This window comes from Pseudomonas sp. W15Feb34 (assembly GCF_023127765.1).
In the GTDB taxonomy this organism is placed as follows: Bacteria; Pseudomonadota; Gammaproteobacteria; order Pseudomonadales; family Pseudomonadaceae; genus Aquipseudomonas; species Aquipseudomonas synxantha_A.
In genome coordinates, this window is sequence record NZ_SPKN01000023.1 from 50,306 (window position 1) to 72,306 (window position 22,001).

A 22,001-nucleotide genomic window follows, 5' to 3' on the forward strand; every position below is an offset into this window, starting at 1 on the left:
CCGCCGATTTCATTTCACGCTACGGTCTCAACCGTCGCCTTGGTGACCCTTGCCATAGGTTGACGCCAGGGCACGGGCTTTTTGCAGACGCTCTTCGAGCTTGGGCAGCGTCTCATCCACCAGCGCTTTTATCTCCGGCACATCCGACGCGGCACCTTCTTTCTTGAACAGGGCGATGGCGTCTTCGTTTTCCTTGACCTGCTGTGCGGTATAGGCAGCGTCAAAGGAGTCGCCATCCTTGAGTTCAGGCATCAGGGTTTCGGCTTTATCGACGATCTTTTCCCGTGGCGCGACCGGCAAATCGAGCTTCTTGGCAATGGCTGCCAAGTGCTGGTTGGCCAGGGTGCGCTCGTTGATGACCTCAATCGTGTAGTCCTTGATCTCTTGGGACGAGGTCTTGGCGTGGGCCATGCGACTGGTTTCGATATCGGCCATACCTTTGGCCGAAGCCTGCTCGATAAATTCAGCAGGCGACTGGGCGAAAGCATTGCTGGCGCCGAGGCCCAGCAGCATCGCGAAACTGGCGGTGCGTAACCGGATAGCCATGCGGCTCATGATGGGTTCCTCCAGAGCAAAAATAGGTACGGGGATCTACACCCGCCCTGGATTCGAATTTTCAGAGCCGCAAAGGTTTAGAAAAAACTTGTCAGTGCGACGAACGGTTGTCGTCATTTCATGCAGGCTTGCTTGCGAACAAGCCCGGCAATGCATGCGCCAGGGCATTAATGGCAAAGCCGATGAACATCACGCCGCAGAGCTTGGTGATCAGGATTTCATGGCGTTGATACACCGTGCGCACTCGTTGGGCGCCGACCACGCCGATCAAAATCCCATAGGCCAACAGGCCGCCAACAAAGCTCAGGAAGATCAGCGACGGCAGCATCGACCACGTCAACAACTCGGCACGGCTGGACAGCAACGCGGTGAAGGTCGCCACGGCAACCGGATAGGCTTTGGGGTTGGTCAAGCCGAACACAATGCCATGCCAGAACGGGTGCCGCGCGGCGCCCTGGGGAGCATCGCCGTTGCGGCGCTGGGTACGGATCGCCCGCCAGCCGAGCCAGAACAGATACACACCGCTGAGTACGCCCAATACATCAAACGCACTGCTGCCCACTTCTCGCGCACCGACGATGGCAATCAGCGCAGTACTGCACCACACCACATCGCCGAGCAAATGCCCGCACAAAAAACCCGCTCCGGCACGCCGGCCACGCGCAGCACCGATGCCGAACACGGCCAAAACACCTGGGCCTGGCGTAATACCGTAGATAAAACCCGAAGCAAGGACGGCGAGCAGCAAGGATGGGGTCATGAATAGACGCTCTGAGGGACTCTTAAAGGTGATTGATTCTGCATGTTTCACTGCGGTGGGTAAAACTTCATTCCTGCGTAAGGCTTGGCGCGACAAGCTTGCAGGCGCGAGGCCAGATCGCCGACATGAACCTCCAGCTTGTGGCCGTCGGGATCGAGGAAATAAAACGACGCGCCTTCGCTGCGGTTGTCACGCCACCCCTGCACGCCGGCGGCCCGCAGGCGTTCGACCAATGCGGTGAAATCAGCGGCATCGACGGTGAAGGCATAGTGGGTGTAATCCATTGCCGCAGTGGTCGAGCGCACCGGATCCAGCGACAGGCACAGCCAAAGCCCGGGCAAGGAAAGGTAAGCACCATTGTCCCAAGTGGCATCGAGTTGAACACGCAGCAGATCGTGATAAAAACTGACGCTGCGCGGCACGTCGGTGACGGCCAGGGTCAGGTGGTTGAAGCCGGTTAGCATTTAGGTTTTCTCTTATTATCGGTGACCATCGGACAATACACCGCACACCCGCCCAATCAACCACTGCAACCCAGAATCACCACCCCGCCGCACATGCCAGGCGAGCTCAAAAGCAAACGAGGGAATATGAAACGGCGGTGGCACGGTCAGCAAATGTTGATGGTCGATATTCAGTAAACCCCGGGACGACACCGTCAAAATCAGATCCGTGCCCTCGATCAACTGAGGCGCCACGCCCCAGTGTGGCAGGCTGATTGCCACATGCCGCCGTTCACGTATCGCAGCCAGTGCCCGTTCGATTTCCGGCGTACCGCTGCCGCGCATCTCCAACAGTACATGTGGGCGTGACAGGTAAGTCGGCAGGTCCAGCGCACCGCTGGGTGCAAGGCTGTGGCGGTCGACCAGGCAGGTGTAATGCTCTTCGAACAATGGCGTCGTACACAGTTCGGCGGGCATGTCGGGGAATACGCCCGCCGCCAGGTCGAGATCGCCATTGAGCACGCCGTCAACCATACCTTCGCGGCTGGCCTGGATGATCTGCAGGTCGATGCCCGGCGCTTCGCTGCGCAGGACGCGGACCAATCCAGGTAGGAGGATCGCTGCGCTGTAGTCTGACATCGCCACGCGAAAGCGGCGCTTGGCCGAGGTGGGGTCAAAACGATTCGGCGCCAATAATGCCTGCACTTGGCCCAGCGCTTCGGCCAATGGCGCTGCCAACTCCAGAGCCCGAGCCGTGGGCACCAGCGCGCCGCCCTGACGCACCAACAGCGGGTCGCCAAGCATATCGCGCAGCCGGGCCAACGCGTGGCTGACCGCCGGCTGGCTCAGGTGCAGACGCTCGGCGGCGCGGGTCACGTGTTGCTCGCAGAGCAAGGCGTCGAGGATCACCAGCAGGTTAAGGTCGATGCGGCGTAGATCATTCATCAGCTGCATGGTCTGTATAAGAACTTGGAATTTAAATCTGCGCGACGAATAGCCTAGAGTCCAGCGAAACTTCTGGGAGCATGGAGATGAGCGTGTTGCATTGGATGGGTTTGTTAGCGCTGGCGGTGATCGCCGGAGCCGTGGTGCCGTTTCAAAGTGCAATCAACGCTAATCTTGGGCGCGGCCTCGGCCATCCATTGTGGGCCACCTTGGCGTCGTTGCTGGTGAGTATCATCGTGCTGCTGCCAGTGATTATCGCTTTGCGTCTGCCCTTGCCGAGCCTGACGTTTATCACCAAGGCTCCGTTGTGGATGTGGGCCGGTGGCGCCTTCGGCGTCTGTTTTATTTCACTGGCGTTGATGCTGCTGCCCAAACTCGGCGCGTCAGGGTTTATTGCGTTGGCGATGGCCGGGCAGATTCTAGCGTCGTTGCTGCTCGACCATTTCGGCCTGTTCGGCCTGGTGCAACGCCAACTGACAACGCCGCGGGTGTTGGGCGCGTTGCTGTTGATCGGCGGCGTGGCATTGATCCAGTTCAGTGGCGCTCAGCCGCCAGGCGATTGATCTGGGCCTGCTCTACCACCGGCTGCGGCGCGCCCAGGCTCGCGGCCTGTAACATTGCCCGGCCGACAGTCTCGGTGCTCACCACCCAAGCCGGTTTTACCCGCCGCACAAACGAAAGCACCGGCCCCAGCACGCTATAAAAAGCTTGATACACGGGGGTCTTCGAGCGCACGCCGTGCAACGGCTGAATGATCCCCGGACGGAACAGGTACACCGCCTTGAACGGCAGGCGCAGCAAGGCGTTTTCCGTCTTGCCCTTGACCCGCGCCCACATCAATTGGCCCGTCTCGGAACTGTCCGTGCCGGCGCCGGAAACGTAGATAAAGGTCATCTGCGGATTAAGCCGCGCCAGGGTACTGGCAGCTACCAGGGTGAGGTCATAGGTGAGGTGGGTATACCGGGCTTCGTTCATGCCCGCCGACGAGACACCGAGGCAGAAGAAACACGCATCAAACCCTTGCAGCAGGTTCTCCAGGGGCTGGAAGTCTAGCATGTCGCTGTGCAGCACCTGGTGCAGCTTGCTGTGTTGCTGGGTCAGGGGCGTACGGCCGACGGCCACCACTTCCTGCACATCCGCCGCCAGCAGGCACTCGCGCAGCACGCCTTGGCCGACCATGCCAGTGGCGCCGAATAACAGAACTCTCATTAGGTAACCTCAGCGGCACGCCGCAAGCTTGCTCAAGTAGAACGCGTTGAGCGTGTAGCTTAACGCCTGCCGCCTGAGGCTGCCCTATCAAAACGCGCTACGAAATATCTCCTCAATCTGACGCTGATCCGCCCGACGTGGGTTGGTCAGCCCGCACGCGTCCTTCAGGGCGTTGGCGGCCAGCACTGGGATGTCCTGCAACTTGGCACCCAGCTCACGCAGGCCGGTGGGGATTTCCACGTCCTGGGACAACCGACGGATTGCCGCAATGGCGGCCTGGGCGCCCTCCTCCACGGTGATGCCCTTGATGTCCGCGCCGAGGGCGCGGGCCACGTCGCTCAGGCGCTTGGCACTGACGCTGGCATTGAAGCTTTGTACGTGGGGCAGGAGCACGGCGTTGCAGACGCCATGGGGCAAGTCGTACAGACCGCCCAGTTGGTGAGCCATGGCATGCACAAATCCCAGGGACGCGTTGTTGAATGCCATGCCGGCGAGGAACTGCGCGTAAGCCATATTTTCCCGTGCGGCCATGTCGTTGCCGTCGCGCACCGCCAGGCGCAGGTTGGCACTGATCAGCTCGATGGCCTTGATCGCACAGGCGTCGGTGATCGGTGTGGCGGCGGTGGACACGTAGGCTTCGATGGCGTGGGTCAGCGCATCCATCCCCGTGGCGGCGGTGAGGCCCTTGGGCATACCGACCATCAGCGCCGGGTCGTTGACCGATAGCAGCGGCGTGACGTTGCGATCGACGATGGCCATTTTCACGTGACGGGTTTCGTCGGTGATGATGCAAAATCGCGTCATCTCGCTGGCAGTGCCGGCGGTGGTGTTGATGGCGACCAGTGGCAGTTGCGGCTTGCTCGACTGGTCAACGCCTTCATAGTCGCCGATGCGTCCACCGTTGGTGGCGCACAAGGCGATGCCCTTGGCGCAGTCATGGGGCGAGCCGCCGCCCAGGGACACCACGAAATCGCAGGCCGTCTGTTGCAACAGCGCCAGCCCCTTCTCGACGTTTTCCACCGTGGGGTTGGGCTTGGCGCCGTCGTAGATCACCGAGTCGATATCCTGCATCGCCAGCTTCTCGGCGATCATGCTGGCCACGCCAGCCTTGGCCAGGCCGGCGTCGGTAACGATCAAGGCTTTACGAAAGCCGTAGGCGCGAATGGCGGTCATGGCTTCGTCGAGGCAGTCGCTGCCCATGATGTTGACGGCGGGGATGAAGAATGTGCTGCTCATGGTCGATCCTCAGAGGCTTTATGCCGACAGAATCCACCGGTACCGCATGGCGCATCTTGATCAGGATCAACTTCAGCTCGTGATAAAGTCACCCTTCAGCCGATTTCGAGTAGACCCGCCGCAATGAAGGATTTCCAGGATATTGACGCCCACCTTGAAGACTGGAGCGCCCTGCGCGACGCCATCGACTTCAACGGGATTCTGATCGGCAACGGCGCCAGCCGCACGATCTGGGAAGACTTTGCCTACGACTCGCTGTTTGAAAACGCTCGCACCGTTGAAGAAAAACCCCTGAGCCAATCCGAACTCAGCGTGTTCGATGCCCTGCAAACCCGCAGTTTCGAGCAAGCCCTGGGCGCCTTGAAAACCACCAGCCGGGTCAACAAGGCCCTGGCGGTCAGTTCGGCGGCGCCGCGCAATCGCTATTACGCGATCAAGGAAGCGTTGATCAACACCATTCACACCGTACACATCCCCTGGCGACTGGTGCAGCCATCGACCCTGGCAACGATCAACAATGAGTTGGCACGCTACGCCACCGTCTTCACCAGCAACTACGATTTGCTCAACTACTGGGCAATCCTGCACACGCCCGGGATCGACGACCTGTTCCGCAGCGCCGATTCAAGCTTCGACCTGCGCAATACCCACACCGACACCACGCGCATTCTCTACCTGCACGGCGGCCTGCATCTGGTGCGCAACCTTGACGGCACAGCGCGCAAACTGCCGTCCACCGACAGCACCTTGCTCAGCAGTTTCGCGATCAACAACACGATCAAGACGCTGGACGATGTGCCGCTGTTCGTCAGTGAAGGCAAGGTGGAAGAAAAGCTCAAGAGCATTCGCAGTTCGGATTATCTGTCGTTCTGTTATGAGCAGTTGCTGAGCCATGAAGGCGCGTTGTGCATTTTCGGCCATGACTTGGGGCCGCAGGATAAACACCTGGCGGATGCGATTCGCCAGGCCGGTATCACCACCCTGGCGATCTCGGTGTCGGGGCGCACTGATGGCTTTATTCGTCAGCAGAAACAGCGGTATTCGCAGCTGTTTGAAGGGACAGGAGCGCAGCTTGAATTCTTCGCGGCGCGCACGCATCCGCTGGGTAATCCGGCGCTTTCAGTCCCGGTCGAACACTGAGCAAAATGTGGGAGCGGGCTTGCTCGCGAATGTGGTGGGTCAGTCAACATTTTCAGTGACTGACACTGCGCTTTCGCGAGCAAGCCCGCTCCCACATTTGATTGCATTTCAAATCGGGATCAGCGTCATTCCTCAGCGCTGTGCACCACCACCAGCAACTGCGCCTGCACCTCTCCCACCGAGCGAATCCGGTGGGGTTTCTGCGCATTGAAATGCAGCGCATCGCCGCGCTTCAACAGCACCCGCTCGCTCATGAAATCCACTTCCACCTGGCCTTCATGCACGAACAAAAACTCTTCCCCCAAATGCTCCTTGAAGGTCTTGTCGGTAAACTCCGCCGGCGGGTAGATGATGAACGGCAACAGGCTGCGCTCGCTCACCTGATGGGCAAGTACCGCATAACCCGGTGACGTGTCGGGCCGTTCATGGCTGCGCACCAGGCTGTAGCTGTCGAGGCTGACGTTGCCTTCGCTGAACAGCTCTTCGACTTTCACGTTCAGCGCCTTGGCCAGTTTCAGCGCAGCGGCAATGGACGGCGTGTTGAGCCCACGCTCCACTTTCGACAGGTAACTCTTGGTCATCCCGGATTTTTCGGCCAGGGCCTCCAGGGTTACGCCAAGTTTTTTTCTCAGTAATTTCAAACGGATAGACATTTGCTGCGGTTAATCCATGCAGAAAGCGATGAGCCGTGCTTGTCAATGACACAAGGTGTCATATAGCATCTTTAGTGTCATTTGCAGTCACCCAACGACCTTGCGAGCAGCGGGCGAGCAGCAAATCCGACGTCCATTGAACTACCCAAAGGACACCGATATGGCCAAGACATTAGCACTCCCAAAAGACCAACTGGTCAAGCAAGCCCTGAGCCAGATGCAAAACAGCCTGGCAGATAATACGTGGACCGAGCGCCAAAAGCTGGCGCTGACTTGCCGAATTCTGTTCGAACACGGCCACGACTCCGGCCTGGCCGGGCAAATTACCGCACGCGGGCCTGCGCCTGGCACCTACTACACTCAGCAACTGGGCCTGGGTTTTGACGAAATCACCGCCAGCAACCTGCTGCTGGTCAACGAAGACCTGGAAGTGCTCGAAGGTCATGGCATCCCCAACCCGGCCAACCGCTTTCACACCTGGGTGTACCGCGGGCGCCCGGATGTAAACTGCATCATCCATACACACCCCACGCACATTGCCGCGCTGTCGATGCTGGAAGTGCCGTTGCAGGTGTCGCATATGGACCTCTGCCCGCTGTATGAAGATTGCGCGTTCCTGGAGGCCTGGCCCGGCGTGCCGGTGGGCAATGAAGAGGGGGAAATCATCACCACGGCGCTGGGCGACAAGCGCGCCATCCTGCTCTCGCACCACGGCCAGTTGTCCACCGGGGCCAGCATCGAAGAAGCCTGTGTCATCGCGCAGTTGATCGAGCGGGCGGCCAAGTTGCAGTTGCTGGCGATGTCCGCGGGCACCGTCAAGCCGATCCTGCCAGAGCTGGGGCGCGAGGCCCACGACTGGATTTCCAAGCCCAAGCGCCACGGCGCTGCGTTCAATTACTACGCGCGGCAGAATCTGCGTAAACATGCCGATTGCCTGAACTGATCGCCCCCTTTTTCGACCGGAGTTTTCCCATGTCCAATCCAACTATTCACGGCATCATCGGCTACACCATCACCCCGTTCAGTGCTGATGGCCAGCGTGTTGACTTCGATGCACTCGGGCGTTCTATCGACCGCTTGATCGACAGCGGCATCCACGCCATCGCGCCGCTGGGCAGCACCGGCGAAGGCGCTTACCTGAGCGATGCCGAGTGGGACGAAGTCAGTGCCTACAGCATCGAGAAAGTCGCCAAACGCGTACCGACCATTGTCAGCGTGTCCGACCTGACCACCGCCAAGGCCGTTCGCCGTGCGCGCTATGCCGAGGCGCACGGTGCCGATGTGGTCATGGTGCTGCCCGCCTCATACTGGAAACTCAGCGAAGCGCAAATCCTCGCCCACTACGCCGCAATCGGCGACAGCATCGGCGTGCCGATCATGCTCTACAACAACCCGGCCACCAGCGGTACCGACATGTCGGTGGAGTTGATCCTGCGCATCCTCAAGCAGGTCGACAACGTGACCATGGTCAAGGAGAGCACGGGCGACATCCAGCGCATGCACCAGTTAAAACTGGAGAGTGACGTGCCGTTCTACAACGGCTGCAACCCGCTGGCCCTGGAAGCCTTCGCGGCCGGTGCCAAAGGCTGGTGCACCGCGGCGCCGAACTTGATCCCCCAACTCAATCTGGACCTGTATCAGGCAGTGCTGGCCAATGACTTGAATAAAGCGCGAGAGCTGTTCTACCGACAGTTGCCGTTGCTGCAATTCATCCTCAAGGGCGGGTTGCCGACGACGATCAAGGCCGGGTTACGCCTGACTGGATTGGAGGTGGGGGATCCCAGGTTGCCGGTGTTCCCGCTGGGTGAGGCGGGGATCGAGCAACTCAAAACACTTCTGAAATAAACTCAGGGCCTGTGTGGGAGGGGGCTTGCTCCCTCCCACAGTTGAATTGAGTACAGCCTTTAAATAGAGACAAATAGCAATAATTCTCGATATCATTCACGACCTTTCCACCTCGTGCTTCGTCAAGAAGGATATCCATGTCTCGTCCCAAGCCCGACCCGTCGTCGGCCGATGCCTGTCGCGGGTTTTATGCAGATATTCTGTATTTCCTGCGTAAACGCACGGACAACGCCAGCGACGCGGCGGACATGACTCAGGATGTCTTTACCCAGTGGCTGGGCTACCGCGACCGAGCCAAGGTCGAGCAGCCCCGGGCGTTTCTGTTCCAGATGGCGCGCAATCTGTTGCGCGATCACTGGCGCAAACAGAAGGTACGGCACACCGCCCATCCCGATCACGCCGAAATGGATACCGAGCCGGTCACCGACGAACAGCACGACCCCATGGCCGCCGCCCTGCGCCTGCAACGCCTGGAACAGTTGAAAGAAGTCCTCGCCGAACTCTCGCCCCGCCGGCGAGAAGCCCTTATGCTGCACCGCTTCGAAGGCTTGAGCCAGGCACAGATCGCCGAACGCATGGGCATTTCGACCAGCATGGTAGAAAAGCACATTGCCTTGGCCCTGCTGCATTGCAAGCGACGCCTTCAATCCGACCCCGGCACGGAGCAGCCAGAATGAACCGCCTGAGCGACATCGACGCCCTGGACAGCCAAGCGAGCGACTCCATCGACGCCCAGGCCGCCAGTTGGTTTGCACGCAACCGCAACGCTGCCAGCCGTGCCGACCGCAAAGCCTTTGCCGCCTGGCAGGCGGTGCCAGCCCATGCGCGTGCCTATGCCGAATTCGAACAGCTGTGGGCCGACCTGGCCCAGTTGCAACAACTGAACAAACCGCTGCCGCTGGCCAAACGCAAACGCCCCCTCTGGCGCCCAGCCCTTGCGGTGGCCGCTGCCGTGCTGTGCGCCGTGTTGGCGACCCACATCGGCGCGCCCCGCGAGCTGTATCACACCCAGGTCGCCGCTCATGCCAAAAGTATGCGTACCTTGAACCTGCCCGATGGCAGCACCCTGTACGTGAATGCCAACACCCGCATCCGCGTGGACTTCAGCGCCCATCAACGTGTCGTGCATCTGGACAAAGGCCAGCTGTATATCGAAGTGGCGGCCGACAAGGAGCGGCCACTCTACGTGCAAGCCGGCGAGTCGATCATACGGGTGGTGGGCACTGGTTTTGACGTGCGCCGCGGCCAGCAGCAACTGGTGGTGAGCGTTGCCCATGGCCAGGTGGCGTTCGAGCCGGACAGCAAAAGCCCCACCACCCTGCTCGGCGCCCGGCAACGTGCCGCTTACAGCTACGCCAAAGGCACCCTGCAACAACAAACCCTCAGCGCTGAAGAAGTGGCCGATTGGCGCAGCGGGCATTTATCGTTTCGCAATCGCGAACTGGCCAGCCTGATCGACGAGCTGAGCCTGTACCGTCCCCAGGCGCCGTTGCAGGTCAGCAAGGCCGTGGCGCAACTCAAGGTGTCGGGCAACCTGGATGTGAATGACCCCGATGCCCTGCTCAACGCCTTGCCCGCCCTGTTGCCGGTAAAAACCGTGGTCTTGGCCGATGGCAGTGTGAAAATCGAGCCGAGCAAATAGCCTGCATACTGCCCACATGAGAATATTTTGCATTCGCATGTGTGGTTTTTTTGGTCTGCCCCGTCTTCCTCCTGTCCGTGTTTGATACGCACACCTTTTTGGCTATTTAGCCGCTCCGGGGGATTTCATGTTTCGCGCGCCTTGCCACGCTTCGCACCTGTTTCTTCGACCCACGCTCCTGGCCACGTGCCTGGCCTTCAGCCTCAACGCCCAGGCCGAGTCGTTCACCCTGCACCTGCCGGCCCAGTCACTGGCCACGTCCCTGAGCCAGGTGGCACAGCAGGCGAAAATCCAGCTGCTGTTCGATGAAAGCCTGCTCAAAAACCTGAAAGCGCCGGCGCTCGACGGTGACTACACCGCGGAAGTAGCGATTCGCTCCCTGCTGAAAAACGGCGAGTTCACCCTGATCAAGGTCGGCAGCACCTACGTAGTGCGCCCCGATGAGGGCAAGGCCACCAGCAGCGCCGCGATCCAGCTGGACACGCTGAGCGTGATCGGCACCGGCAACGAAGTGAACGCCGGCACCGTCAACCGCTCCACCCTGACCCAGGCCGATATCGACCGCTACCAGTCCAATAACATTCCGAGCCTGTTGCAGACCCTGCCCGGTGTCAGCCAGGGCGGCTCGCTCAAACCTGGCGGGCAGACCATCAACATCCGTGGTTTCGGCGATGCCGAAGACGTGCCGTTGACCGTGGACGGCGCCACCAAGACCGGCTTTGAGCGCTACCAGCAAGGCACGGTGTTTATCGAACCCGAGCTGATCAAGCGCATCGAAGTGGAAAAAGGCCCCAACTCGCCGTTCACCGGCAATGGCGGCTTCGGCGGCACCGTCAACATGATCACCAAGGACGCCCCGGACCTGCTCCAGGACGGTCGCAACAGCGGCGCGATGCTCAAATACGGCTACTCCAGCAATGATCATGAACAGGTCTACAGCGGTGCCGTGTATGGCCGCACCGACGATGGCCGTTTCGACGCCCTGGCCTACCTGACCCAACGCGACGGCGGCGATATGAAGGTGGCCGCCAAGTTGCCCAACGACAACAACGAGTACCCGATCAACCCCCAGCGCTTGCCCAACAGCGCGCAAGATGTGGACGGCAAGTTGTTCAAGGTCAACGCGTACTTCACCGATGAGCAGAGTGTCGGCCTGTCGTACTCGCGTTCTCACAGCAACCGCTGGACACCGTTTTCCGCCGCGAGCTACCCGACGCCGCCTACCCAGTTCAACATCGACCGCTACGGCTACGAAGGGGCCTTGAAGCGCTTCCTCGCGCACCGCGATACGGTCGATACCACCTGGTCGGGCAAGTATCACTACCAGCCGCTGGATAACCCGCTGGTGGACCTCACCGTCAAATACTCCCAGTCCAATACCGAACAGACCGACGAGCGTGATGCTACCGCGTTTTTCCAACTCGCTACCGGCGGGCGCAAGATGGACACCGCCTACACCGACAAAAACCTCGACATCCGCAACGTCAGCTTGTTCGACACCGGGCCCTTGCAGCATGCGGTGACCGTCGGCGGGCAGATCCGCAAGCACATCCGCGAAACCGAAATGTGGATGCCCGGCACCACCTACAACACGCCGCGCTACAACTATGGGCACTTCCAGCCGGGCTTCATGCCCCAAGGCAAGGTCGATACCAACAGCTTCTTTATCCAGGACGCGGTAACCCTCGGCGATGTGACGATCACGCCGTCGCTGCGCTATGACCACGTGCGCAATCGCGGCGAGGGCAACGATGCGCCCTACTACAACAACCCCGACCCCGCGGTTGGCCACGATTACAGCGACCGCACCTACACCGGCTGGTCGCCACGCCTGGCGCTGTTCTGGACCGTGACGCCGAATGTGGGGTTGTTCGCCAACTGGAGCCAGACCTGGCGCGCCCCGGTGATCGACGAACAATATGAAGTACAGGGCCTGGGCAGCCGCACCGCGACCAGCGTGGACCTGGACCCGGAGCGCATCACCTCGATCACCCTGGGCAACATCACCAACTTCGACAACCTGTTGGTCCAGGACGATAACCTGCAACTGCGCACTACCCTGTTCCACAACAAGATCGAAGACGAAATCTTCAAGGCCACCGGCGTGGGCTGCCAGAACCAGGCCATCAACGGCGGCAGCATCTCCTCAGCGTGCCCACCGGGGCCGATGTCCAACTATCGCAATATCGGTGGCATGACCATCAAGGGTGTCGAACTCGAATCGATCTATAACTCCACCTACCTGTTTGGTTCGGTATCGTTTGCCTATGCCAAGGGCCAGCACCAGGGCGCCTACACCAACCCGTGGGGCCCGGATGTGGCGGCACGGGATATCCCACCGACCAAATGGGTGCTGGTACTGGGCACCAACATCCCGGCCTGGGATGCCCAGGTGGGCTGGATGGGTCAATTCATCGGCGCTACCGACCGCTTGCCCAGCGACAAATACTCCGGTGGCCCGGGCTCCGGCGTGGGTGATTTGTTCTTCGACCAGTACGGCAACAAGCGTTACAACACCCAAGGCCTGTTCGCCAAATGGAAACCGCAGCAGGCTTACCTCAAAGGCACCGAGGTGAACTTCACGGTGGACAACCTGTTCAACGAAATCTTCCGCCCGGCGTTGAGCGGCGACCGCGCCTATACCAAGGGGCGCGATGCGAAGATCAGCGTGACGCGATTCTTCTGACCACACACGCATTCCAAATGTGGGAGCTGGCTTGCCTGCGATAGCCGTGGTACAGCCACCATCGTCATCGCAGGCAAGCCAGCGCCCACAGGGAACGCGCTCACTTCAGGCCAGGTAGCGATCCCCGCGCAACAGGGTTTCCAGGCAGTGCTCAGTGATGTGGTAGAACGCCTTGAGCTCCTGGATTTTCACCAGCAACTGCGCGTTGTCCAAAGGCTGCGCACGCTTGACCGCAAGAATCATCTTGTTCTTGTTGGTGTGCTCCAGCGAGATGAACTCGAACACCTTGGTCTCGTAGCCACAGGCTTCCAGGAACAACGCACGCAAGCTGTCGGTGACCATTTCTGCCTGCTGGCCCAGGTGCAGGCCGTATTGCAGCATCGGCTTGAGCAGCGCCGGGCTCTGGATCTGCAGGCGGATCTGCTTGTGGCAGCATGGCGAGCACATGATGATCGACGCGCCGGAGCGGATGCCGGTATGGATCGCGTAATCGGTGGCGATGTCGCAGGCATGCAGAGCGATCATCACGTCCAGCTCGCTCGGCGCCACACTGCGTACGTCCCCGCACTTGAACACCAGCCCCGGGTGCTCCAGGCGTGCGGCAGCACTGTTGCACAGGGTGACCATGTCTTGGCGCAATTCAACACCGGTAACCTCGCCCTCGGCCTTGAGGGTATTGCGCAGGTAATCATGGATGGCGAAGGTCAGGTAGCCCTTGCCCGAGCCGAAATCGGCAACGCGCACCGGTTGGTCGAGTTTCAACGGCGACGACGTCAGCGCATGGCTGAACACTTCGATGAACTTGTTGATCTGCTTCCACTTGCGCGACATCGAGGGAATCAACGCCTGCCTGGCATCGGTCACTCCCAGATCGGCGAGAAACGGCCGGCTCAGGTCGAGGTAGCGGTTCTTCTCACGGTTATGCTCGGCTGACGGTGCTTCGCGCAGTTGCTGCGGCTGGCTTTTGAACAGCGAGCTTTTGTTCTTCTTGCTGTATTCCAGCTGGGCTTCGTCAGTCAGCGACAGCAAGTGCGCGTTCTTGAATGATGCAGGCAACAGCTCGGCAATCGCCGCCACGCCGTCGGCCGAGGGGAAATTCTTGGTGATGTCGCGGGTCTTGTAGCGGTACACGAAGGACAGGCACGGCTGGTCTTTGACGGTGACCGGCTTGATGATCAGCCGTTGCAGCTCGGCTTCCTCACCGACGTACTTGGCCAGCACCAGCTTGATAAAGGCGTTTTGCGCAAGGCTTGCGCTCAGCAATTGGATGAACTGGGCGTGATGATCCGGCGCAGGGTTGGCGGGTTGAGCGGTGACGGACATGAACAAAAACGCCTCGGGCAAAGAATGCCGGGCATTTTAGGGGGGATAGGGGTTCAGGGCACGGGGTTATTTGACCAATGGTCAGTTCCAGCAGCCACAGTAGATCCAAATGTGGGAGGGGGCTTGCCCCCGATTGCAGTATGTCAGCCACCAGATTCATTGACTGGTGCACCGCCATCGGGAGCAAGCCCCCTCCCACATTTGGAACTGAGTTGGCCGGGTTATTCGAGTACCACCAGGCGATTGGGCAGCTCATTGCGCGTTTGCGTCACCGGCACATGCACCTTGAGCAACTCGCCGCACGCCTCGATGCACGCAATAAACCCGGCCAGCGTCTGCCCCTGTTTCACCTGCTGGGTGAACGTCTTGACGATGGCGTCCCAACTGCTGTCATCCAGGCGTTTGGAAATGCCGTCATCGACGAGGATTTCCACGTAACGTTCCGCCTCGCTGACAAATATCAGCACGCCAGTGCTGCCCAACGTGTGGTGCAGGTTCTGCTCCAGAAACTGCCGACGCGCCAGGTTAGAGGCGCGCCAGTGGCGTACGGAGCGGGGAATCAGGCGGGTGGTGACCTTGGGCAAGCGAAACACCAGGCACAACACAATAAACGTCGCCCATTGCGCCAACAGCAAGGTGTACATGGTCAGGTAGCCCGACAAATAATGCACCACGCCCGGCACCACCAACGCGATCAGGCTGGCCCACAGCAACGGGATGTAGGCGTAGTCGTCGGCACGCGCCGCCAGCACGGTCACCAGTTCTGCGTCGGTGTTTTTTTCGACCCGGGCAATTGCTTCGGCGACTTGGCGCTGCTCATGTTCAGTCAGTAATGCCATGGTTGTAGATGCTCTTTTCTCGTTATTGTCATTACCAGCCGCCCGAAGCCCCGCCACCGCCGAAGCCACCACCGCCGCCACGGAAACCACCGCCACCGCCGCCCCCACCACCACCGCGGCCGCTGCTGCTGAGAATGGCCAGCAGGATAGCGCCTACCGGCAAGCCCATGCGATTGCACAGCCACAATACGCCGATCAGCAGGATAAACAGGCCGATGGAAAACCCGGGATTATCCTTGGCGAAATTCGCATCCGCCACATGGGCGGGCACCGCCAGGGGTTCACCGCCCACGACCTGGATCATCGCCGCCACGCCGTCGCTGATGCCCTGGCTGAAATTGCCGGTCTTGAACTTGGGCAGGATCACCTGGTTGATGATCACCCAGGACTGCGCATCCGTCAGCACGCCTTCCAGGCCGTAACCGACTTCGATGCGCAATTGGCGCTCATCACGGGCAACGATCAACAGCGCGCCGTTGTCCTTGCCCTTCTGGCCGATGCCCCATGCGCGCCCCAATTGATAACCGTAGTCTTCAATCGGAACGCCCTGCAGGTCGGGCACGGTGACCACCACAAGCTGGTCACCGGAGGTCTGCTCCAGCGCCTGCAGCTGTTGAGTGAGCTGCTGGCGCGTTGCCGGGTCGATCATCTGGGCGTTGTCCACCACCCGCCCGGTCAGTGCCGGGAAGGTCAGGGCCGCCTGGGCCATGCCCATGCAGGCCAGTAGCCAGAATGCCAGGCCTATCCGTAATAAACGCATCGACACCTCAAGGCAGCGTTATTTGAATTTCACCTGCGGCGCCTTGTCGGCATCGGCGCTGGTGGCTTCAAACGTGGCGCGAATCGGCAAATCGCTGTACATCACGCTGTGCCACAGACGGCCCGGGAAAGTACGGATTTCGGTGTTGTACGCTTGCACGGTCTGGATGAAATCACGACGGGCCACGGCGATACGGTTCTCGGTGCCTTCAAGTTGGGATTGCAAGGCCAGGAAATTCTGGTTGGCCTTGAGGTCCGGGTAACGCTCGGACACCACCATCAAACGGCTGAGTGCGCCGCTCAAGCCATCCTGGGCTTGCTGGAACTGCTTGAGTTTTTCCGGGTTGTCCAGGGTGCTGGCGTCCACCTGGATCGAGGTGGCCTTGGCCCGCGCTTCGATCACGGCGGTGAGGGTCTCCTGTTCGTGGGCGGCATAGGCCTTCACCGTTTCCACCAGGTTGGGAATCAGGTCGGCACGGCGTTGATACTGGTTCTGCACCTGGCCCCAGGCCGCCTTGGCCTGTTCGTCCAGGGTCGGGATGTTGTTGATGCCGCAACCGCTCAGCACGCTGCTGATCAATAGCAAAGCCGCGGCCTTGAAGCCCCAACGGTAAGTCTGTGCTGCTTGCATGGTGTTTCTCCTGCCCAATCTTGATGGAATTTGACGACTAACCCTATAAACCACGCGCTTGGGGCATAATCCGCCACCACTGGAATGCATCGAGCCAATCAGCTACAAAGATGCCCAGCGCGAAAAAGAGTTCAGAGTGTGCTGCATTTATCTGAACAACACCCGAACAACAATAGACGCTCCCCACATTTTGGCCGACCAGCGTAACCGCTGTGCAGTGAGCCGAAAAAGGATATTCATGAAGAAGCTGTGTTTGCTCGGCCTTGTTGCCACTCTGGCCACCCACCCCGTCTGGGCAGAAACAAAGCCTGCTGCGCTTAAAGACAAGGACGCCTTCGTCAGCGACCTGCTCAAGCAAATGACCCTGGACGAAAAGATCGGCCAATTGCGCCTGATCAGCATCGGCCCGGAAATGCCCCGCGAGATGATCCGCAAGGAAATCGCCGCCGGCCGCATCGGTGGCACCTTCAACTCCATCACCCGCCCGGAAAACCGTCCGATGCAGGACGCGGCCATGCGCAGTCGCTTGAAGATCCCGATGTTCTTCGCCTATGACGTGATCCACGGCCACCGCACCATTTTCCCGATCAGCCTGGCCCTGGCCTCCAGCTGGGACATGGACGCCATCGGCCGTTCCGGGCGTATCGCCGCCCAGGAAGCCGCTGCCGACAGCCTCGACATCACCTTCGCGCCGATGGTCGATATCTCCCGCGACCCGCGCTGGGGCCGTACCTCCGAAGGTTTCGGCGAAGACACCTACCTGGTCTCGCGGATTGCCGAAGTCATGGTCAAGGCGTTCCAGGGCGCAAGCCCGGCGAATGCCGACAGCCTGATGGCCAGCGTCAAGCACTTCGCCCTGTATGGCGCGGTGGAAGGCGGGCGCGACTACAACGTGGTCGACATGAGCCCGGTCAAGATGTACCAGGACTACCTGCCGCCCTACCACGCGGCGATCAAGGCCGGTTCCGGCGGCGTGATGGTCGCGTTGAACTCGATCAACGGCGTGCCCGCCACCGCCAACACCTGGCTGATGAACGACCTGCTGCGCAAGGACTGGGGCTTCAAGGGCCTGACCGTCAGCGACCACGGCGCGATCTTCGAGCTGATCAAGCACGGCGTGGCCAAGGACGGGCGCGAAGCCGCCAAGCTGGCGATCAAGGCCGGCATCGACATGAGCATGAACGACTCGCTGTACGGCAAGGAATTGCCCGGCCTGCTCAAGTCCGGCGAGATCGAACAGAGCGACATCGACAATGCCGTGCGCGAAGTGCTCGGCGCCAAGTACGACATGGGCCTGTTCAAGGACCCGTACCTGCGCATCGGCAAGGCCGAGGATGACCCGGTCGACACCTATGCCGACAGCCGCCTGCACCGCGCCGAGGCCCGCGACATTGCGCGCCGTAGCCTGGTGTTGCTGAAAAACCACAACGACACCCTGCCGCTGAAAAAATCCGCGACCATCGCCCTGGTCGGCCCGCTGGCCAAGGCGCCGATCGACATGATGGGCAGTTGGGCGGCTGCCGGCCGACCTGCGCAATCAGTGACCCTGCTCGACGGCATGAACGCCGTGATCGGCGAAAAGGGCAAAGTGATCTATGCCCGCGGTGCCAACATCACCGGCGACAAGGCGGTGCTCGACTACCTCAACTTCCTCAACTTCGATGCTCCGGAAGTGGTGGATGACCCACGCCCTGCCCAAGTATTGATCGACGAAGCGGTGAAAGCGGCGAAGAACGCCGACGTCATCGTCGCGGCCGTGGGCGAATCCCGTGGCATGTCCCACGAGTCGTCGAGCCGTACCGACCTGAACATCCCGCAAAGCCAGCGCGACCTGATCAAGGCCCTCAAGGCGACCGGCAAGCCGTTGGTGCTGGTGCTGATGAACGGCCGCCCGCTGTCGATTCTCGAAGAGAACCAACAGGCTGACGCGATCCTGGAAACCTGGTTCGCAGGTACTGAAGGCGGCAACGCCATCGCCGACGTGCTGTTCGGGGACTACAACCCGTCGGGCAAGCTGCCGATCACCTTCCCGCGTTCGGTAGGGCAGATTCCGACCTACTACAACCACCTGACCATTGGCCGGCCGTTCACCCCAGGCAAGCCGGGCAACTACACCTCGCAGTACTTCGATGACACCACAGGTCCCCTGTTTCCCTTTGGCTATGGCCTGAGCTACACCCAGTTCAGCCTGTCGGACATGGCACTGTCGTCCACCACCCTGAACAAGACCGGCAAGCTCGACGCCAGCGTCACCGTGAAGAACACCGGCAAGGTCGATGGCGAAACCGTGGTGCAGTTGTATATCCAGGATGTGGCCGGCTCGATGATCCGCCCGATCAAGGAGCTGAAGAACTTCCAGAAGGTCATGCTCAAGGCCGGCGAAGCGCGCACGCTGCACTTCACCATCACCGAGGACGACTTGAAGTTCTACAACGCCCAGCTCAAGTTCGCGGCGGAACCGGGTGAGTTCAATGTGCAGATCGGGCTGGATTCCCAGGATGTGCAGCAGCAGACCTTTGAACTGCTCTAACGCCTGACGCGGTCAAAAATGTGGGAGGGGGCTTGCTCCCGATAGCAGTGAGTCAGTCAATGAATCTGTTAACTGAAACACCGCCATCGGGAGCAAGCCCCCCTCCCACATTTGACCTCATTGTTCTTGTTAGCCGCGCCGGTCGAGCAGATTGACAACCAACCGATCAATCCACCCCCACACCCGCTGCTTCACCCGCTTCCACAACGGCCGCGCCTTCCAGGCCTCCAGGCTCACCACCTGGCTTTGGGCAAAATCCGCTTCGAAACTGCCCACCACCGCCGCCGTCAATCCCGGGTCCAACGCTTCGAGGTTGGCTTCCAGGTTGAAGCGCAAATTCCAGTGGTCGAAATTGCACGAGCCAATGCTGACCCAATCGTCCACCAGCACCATCTTCAGGTGCAAAAAGCACGGCTGGTATTCAAAAATCTGCACGCCTGCACGCAGCAGACGCGGGTAATAACGATGGCCGGCGTAGCGTACTGACGGGTGATCGGTACGGGGCCCGGTGAGCAGCAAACGCACATCCACCCCGCGCCCTGCCGCCCGGCGCAAGGCACGACGCACGCTCCAGGTCGGCAGAAAATAGGGAGTCGCCAGCCAGATACGCCCTTTGCTGCTGTTCAACGCGCGAATCAACGACTGCAGGATATCGCGGTGCTGACGAGCGTCGGCGTACGCCACGCGACCAAGCCCAGGGCCCGTCGCTGGCACTTTCGGCAAGCGCGGCAAACCGAAATGGGTCGCCGGTTTCCATTCACGGCGCGCGGCGTTAGCGTGCCATTGCCGGTCGAACAGGGCCTGCCAGTCCAGTACCAGCGGGCCGCTGATCTGCACCATCACTTCATGCCAATCGGCGCTGTCTTGCCCCGGCGTCCAGAACTCATCGGTGACGCCCGTACCACCGACCACGGCAACGCGCTGGTCGATCAGCAGCAGCTTGCGGTGGTCGCGATACAGGTTGCGCATCCAGCGCCGCCAATTCAGGCGGTTGTAAAAACGCAGCTCCACGCCGGCGTCGGTCAAGCGCTTGCGCAGCCCAAGGGTAAACGCCAGGCTGCCGTAGTCATCGAACAAGCAGCGCACCTGCACCCCACGTTCGGCGGCCAGCACCAGCGCCTGCACCATCGCGTCGGCACAGGCGCCGGCTTCGACCAGATACAGCTCAAGATCCACCTGCTGCTCGGCCCGGGCGATGCCCACCAGCATCTGCGGGAAGAAACTCGGCCCGTCGATCAGCAGTTCGAATTGATTGGCGCTGCGCCACGGGAACACTGCGCCACTCATGTCAGCGCGCCGTGAAGATCAGTACCGCACCCACCGGCACCGACAAACTGATCGACTTGAGCCCCGCCGCCTTGCGCAACGCCGCCACACCCGGCGCCAGATCGAAGTCCTCGGCGTGCAACACCACAGGCTCCAGGGTCACCACCTGGAAACGTCGCTCATCCAGGCGCGTGGCAAGCAATTCGGCGCTGTAGGTCTGGGTCTTGCCGTGCAGGGTGACGCTCAGCGGCAGGCGCAACTCCAGTTGCGCGCCGGACGCCAGGTCGTTGATCGGTTGCAGATTGATCTGTGCGCTGATCAATGCGTCGGGAAAGGCCTTGATCTGGAACAGCTCTTTGCGCATGCGCTCATCGCGCAGCGGGATGCCGCTGTTGATCGACTCCATCTCCACTTGCAACTGCGCCGCGCCTTTGGCATCGACTTTGCCGTGCAGCACCAGGAAGCGGTGGACTTCAGCAACCTCAGTGTTTTTGGTGGTGACGAAAGACAGGCGCGAGGATTCGTTATCCAGGTACCAATCGGCGTGGGCAGGCACGGTGGCGCAGGTCAGCAGGGCGAAGACCAGAGGTTTGACATTGAACATAAAGACTCATGGGGCAAAAAACCTGGGCGAACATTAAGCGCAATCTCACGAACGGCGCAAATCCATTGTGGGAGCTGGCTTGCCTGCGATGGCGGTGTGCCAGGCGAGAAATGGTTGACTGATACATCGCCATCGCAGGCAAGCCAGCTCCCACAGGGTTTTGCGGTGTTTTTAATCCAGCGTTCGCTGAACTTCGCACACCGCCTGTTCAAGGCTGGCCATATGCAAATTCAACACCCGCTCCACCGGCGCCTGATGCATGGGCCAATGCAACGCCATGCTCCCCACCAACCGGCCATTGGCGTGCACCGGCAACGCCACCGCCCGAATCAGGAAGGGCAAACGCACCGGGTATTCCCAATAGCCCTCGGTACGCTGGCCGAACCCCTGGTGCTGGGTTTGCTCGCAAGCATGGCTTTGCTCATCGGCGGCCACACGATCGCGACACGCCAGCCGCTGCACTTCATCAAGGGGCAACTGCGTCAGGCATGCCTTGCCCATCGCCGAGTGAAACAGGCTGGCGTACTGACCGACGATCTGGCAGTTGTTCGGGTAGAGCTTGCGCAACACGCTGGGAATCGCGCTTTCCATGACTTCCAGGCGCTCGCCGTCGAAACACGACAAGTCCACCACCAACCCCGTGCGCTCGCTGAGCTCCAATAACCAGGGCGCCGCGCTTTCCACCACCTGGCGCTTGAAGCGTTGCTGGGTATCACCGAACAAACGCCGAGCGCGCAGGCGGTAACGCCGATCGCTCAGGCCGCGGTAGACCCAGCCCTGATCCTGCAAGGTCAGTAACATGCGCGACACCGTGGCCTTGGGCAGCCGCGTAAGGTAGTGCAGTTCTTCCAGCCCAAGGGCCTGGTGCTCGCCCAGCAACTCGACGATTGCCAGTGCGCGCTCAACCGAGCGTACCGTGCCTGTCTCCATGTTCG

The 22,001-nt window shown here is 60.6% G+C and carries 22 protein-coding genes; 8 read left to right on the top strand and 14 right to left on the bottom strand.

Annotation, left to right across the window (positions count from 1 at the left end):
• Positions 1 to 27: 27 nt before the first annotated feature.
• From E4O97_RS10100 to E4O97_RS10115, 4 genes are all read right to left on the bottom strand, one after another.
• Entirely contained in the window at positions 28 to 555 is a 528-nt protein-coding gene (locus E4O97_RS10100; RefSeq protein WP_005785958.1) for a DUF4142 domain-containing protein, read from the bottom strand.
• 118 nt (positions 556 to 673) lie between these two features.
• Complete coding sequence (locus E4O97_RS10105) at positions 674 to 1,315, bottom strand: LysE family translocator (RefSeq protein WP_032877291.1); 642 nt, start codon at positions 1,313 to 1,315, stop codon at positions 674 to 676.
• Between the two features lie 47 nt (positions 1,316 to 1,362).
• Complete coding sequence (fos, locus tag E4O97_RS10110) at positions 1,363 to 1,779, bottom strand: fosfomycin resistance glutathione transferase (RefSeq protein ID WP_078820526.1); 417 nt, start codon at positions 1,777 to 1,779, stop codon at positions 1,363 to 1,365.
• Positions 1,780 to 1,794: 15 nt separating this feature from the next.
• Positions 1,795 to 2,712, bottom strand: coding sequence for a LysR family transcriptional regulator (locus E4O97_RS10115; protein ID WP_179119798.1), 918 nt, complete (start codon positions 2,710 to 2,712; stop codon positions 1,795 to 1,797).
• Positions 2,713 to 2,789: 77 nt separating this feature from the next.
• On the opposite strand from E4O97_RS10115, the gene E4O97_RS10120 reads away from it, so the two are divergent.
• Complete coding sequence (locus E4O97_RS10120; protein ID WP_032877293.1) at positions 2,790 to 3,266, top strand: DMT family transporter; 477 nt, start codon at positions 2,790 to 2,792, stop codon at positions 3,264 to 3,266.
• Here E4O97_RS10120 and E4O97_RS10125 read toward each other — a convergent pair.
• Complete coding sequence (locus E4O97_RS10125; RefSeq protein ID WP_248161286.1) at positions 3,238 to 3,912, bottom strand: NAD(P)H-binding protein; 675 nt, start codon at positions 3,910 to 3,912, stop codon at positions 3,238 to 3,240. The two genes, E4O97_RS10120 and E4O97_RS10125, sit on opposite strands and share 29 nt — an antisense overlap.
• Before the next feature lie 87 nt (positions 3,913 to 3,999).
• Positions 4,000 to 5,148: an L-threonine dehydrogenase gene (gene yiaY, locus E4O97_RS10130; protein WP_078820523.1), complete on the bottom strand. Its 1,149-nt coding sequence runs from the start codon at positions 5,146 to 5,148 to the stop codon at positions 4,000 to 4,002.
• Positions 5,149 to 5,271: 123 nt separating this feature from the next.
• Here yiaY and E4O97_RS10135 point away from each other — a divergent pair, with 123 nt between their 5' ends.
• Entirely contained in the window at positions 5,272 to 6,288 is a 1,017-nt protein-coding gene (locus E4O97_RS10135; RefSeq protein ID WP_078820522.1) for a DUF4917 family protein, read from the top strand.
• Between the two features lie 125 nt (positions 6,289 to 6,413).
• Here the strand turns inward: E4O97_RS10135 and E4O97_RS10140 are convergent, their stop codons facing one another.
• Entirely contained in the window at positions 6,414 to 6,941 is a 528-nt protein-coding gene (locus tag E4O97_RS10140) for an XRE family transcriptional regulator (protein ID WP_032877297.1), read from the bottom strand.
• 160 nt (positions 6,942 to 7,101) lie between these two features.
• Here E4O97_RS10140 and E4O97_RS10145 point away from each other — a divergent pair, with 160 nt between their 5' ends.
• From E4O97_RS10145 to E4O97_RS10165, 5 genes are all read left to right on the top strand, one after another.
• Positions 7,102 to 7,884: an aldolase gene (locus E4O97_RS10145; RefSeq protein ID WP_005785944.1), complete on the top strand. Its 783-nt coding sequence runs from the start codon at positions 7,102 to 7,104 to the stop codon at positions 7,882 to 7,884.
• Positions 7,885 to 7,913: 29 nt separating this feature from the next.
• Positions 7,914 to 8,786, top strand: a complete 873-nt coding sequence (locus tag E4O97_RS10150; protein ID WP_005785942.1) for a dihydrodipicolinate synthase family protein — start codon at positions 7,914 to 7,916, stop codon at positions 8,784 to 8,786.
• Positions 8,787 to 8,923: 137 nt separating this feature from the next.
• Positions 8,924 to 9,463: an RNA polymerase sigma factor gene (locus E4O97_RS10155; protein ID WP_032877298.1), complete on the top strand. Its 540-nt coding sequence runs from the start codon at positions 8,924 to 8,926 to the stop codon at positions 9,461 to 9,463.
• Positions 9,460 to 10,428, top strand: coding sequence for a FecR domain-containing protein (locus E4O97_RS10160; RefSeq protein ID WP_216090870.1), 969 nt, complete (start codon positions 9,460 to 9,462; stop codon positions 10,426 to 10,428). The genes E4O97_RS10155 and E4O97_RS10160 overlap by 4 nt, the downstream gene beginning before the upstream one ends.
• A gap of 127 nt (positions 10,429 to 10,555) precedes the next feature.
• A complete protein-coding gene (locus tag E4O97_RS10165; RefSeq protein WP_248161288.1) occupies positions 10,556 to 13,114 on the top strand; it encodes a TonB-dependent receptor in 2,559 nt (852 codons plus the stop codon).
• Between the two features lie 105 nt (positions 13,115 to 13,219).
• On the opposite strand, the gene E4O97_RS10170 is transcribed toward E4O97_RS10165, so the two are convergent.
• The 4 genes from E4O97_RS10170 to E4O97_RS10190 all read right to left on the bottom strand — a co-directional run bounded on the left by E4O97_RS10170 (position 13,220) and on the right by E4O97_RS10190 (position 16,666).
• Complete coding sequence (locus E4O97_RS10170) at positions 13,220 to 14,437, bottom strand: SAM-dependent methyltransferase (RefSeq protein WP_216090868.1); 1,218 nt, start codon at positions 14,435 to 14,437, stop codon at positions 13,220 to 13,222.
• A 221-nt stretch (positions 14,438 to 14,658) separates the two neighbouring features.
• A complete protein-coding gene (locus E4O97_RS10175) occupies positions 14,659 to 15,276 on the bottom strand; it encodes a TPM domain-containing protein (RefSeq protein ID WP_005785935.1) in 618 nt (205 codons plus the stop codon).
• Positions 15,277 to 15,307: 31 nt separating this feature from the next.
• Positions 15,308 to 16,036, bottom strand: a complete 729-nt coding sequence (locus tag E4O97_RS27520; RefSeq protein ID WP_032877302.1) for a TPM domain-containing protein — start codon at positions 16,034 to 16,036, stop codon at positions 15,308 to 15,310.
• 18 nt (positions 16,037 to 16,054) lie between these two features.
• Positions 16,055 to 16,666, bottom strand: a complete 612-nt coding sequence (locus E4O97_RS10190) for a LemA family protein (protein ID WP_078820514.1) — start codon at positions 16,664 to 16,666, stop codon at positions 16,055 to 16,057.
• Positions 16,667 to 16,904: 238 nt separating this feature from the next.
• Between E4O97_RS10190 and bglX the strand changes: the two genes are divergently transcribed.
• Positions 16,905 to 19,196 (top strand): beta-glucosidase BglX, encoded by a 2,292-nt coding sequence (bglX, locus tag E4O97_RS10195; RefSeq protein WP_032877304.1) that lies wholly within the window; start codon positions 16,905 to 16,907, stop codon positions 19,194 to 19,196.
• Positions 19,197 to 19,325: 129 nt separating this feature from the next.
• Here bglX and E4O97_RS10200 read toward each other — a convergent pair whose 3' ends face one another.
• The 3 genes from E4O97_RS10200 to E4O97_RS10210 form a co-directional block, all read right to left on the bottom strand.
• Positions 19,326 to 20,483, bottom strand: a complete 1,158-nt coding sequence (locus E4O97_RS10200) for a phosphatidylserine/phosphatidylglycerophosphate/cardiolipin synthase family protein (protein ID WP_005785930.1) — start codon at positions 20,481 to 20,483, stop codon at positions 19,326 to 19,328.
• Position 20,484: 1 nt separating this feature from the next.
• Positions 20,485 to 21,066 (bottom strand): YceI family protein, encoded by a 582-nt coding sequence (locus tag E4O97_RS10205; protein ID WP_032877305.1) that lies wholly within the window; start codon positions 21,064 to 21,066, stop codon positions 20,485 to 20,487.
• A 171-nt stretch (positions 21,067 to 21,237) separates the two neighbouring features.
• Entirely contained in the window at positions 21,238 to 21,996 is a 759-nt protein-coding gene (locus E4O97_RS10210) for a helix-turn-helix domain-containing protein (RefSeq protein ID WP_078820513.1), read from the bottom strand.
• Positions 21,997 to 22,001 lie beyond the last annotated feature (5 nt).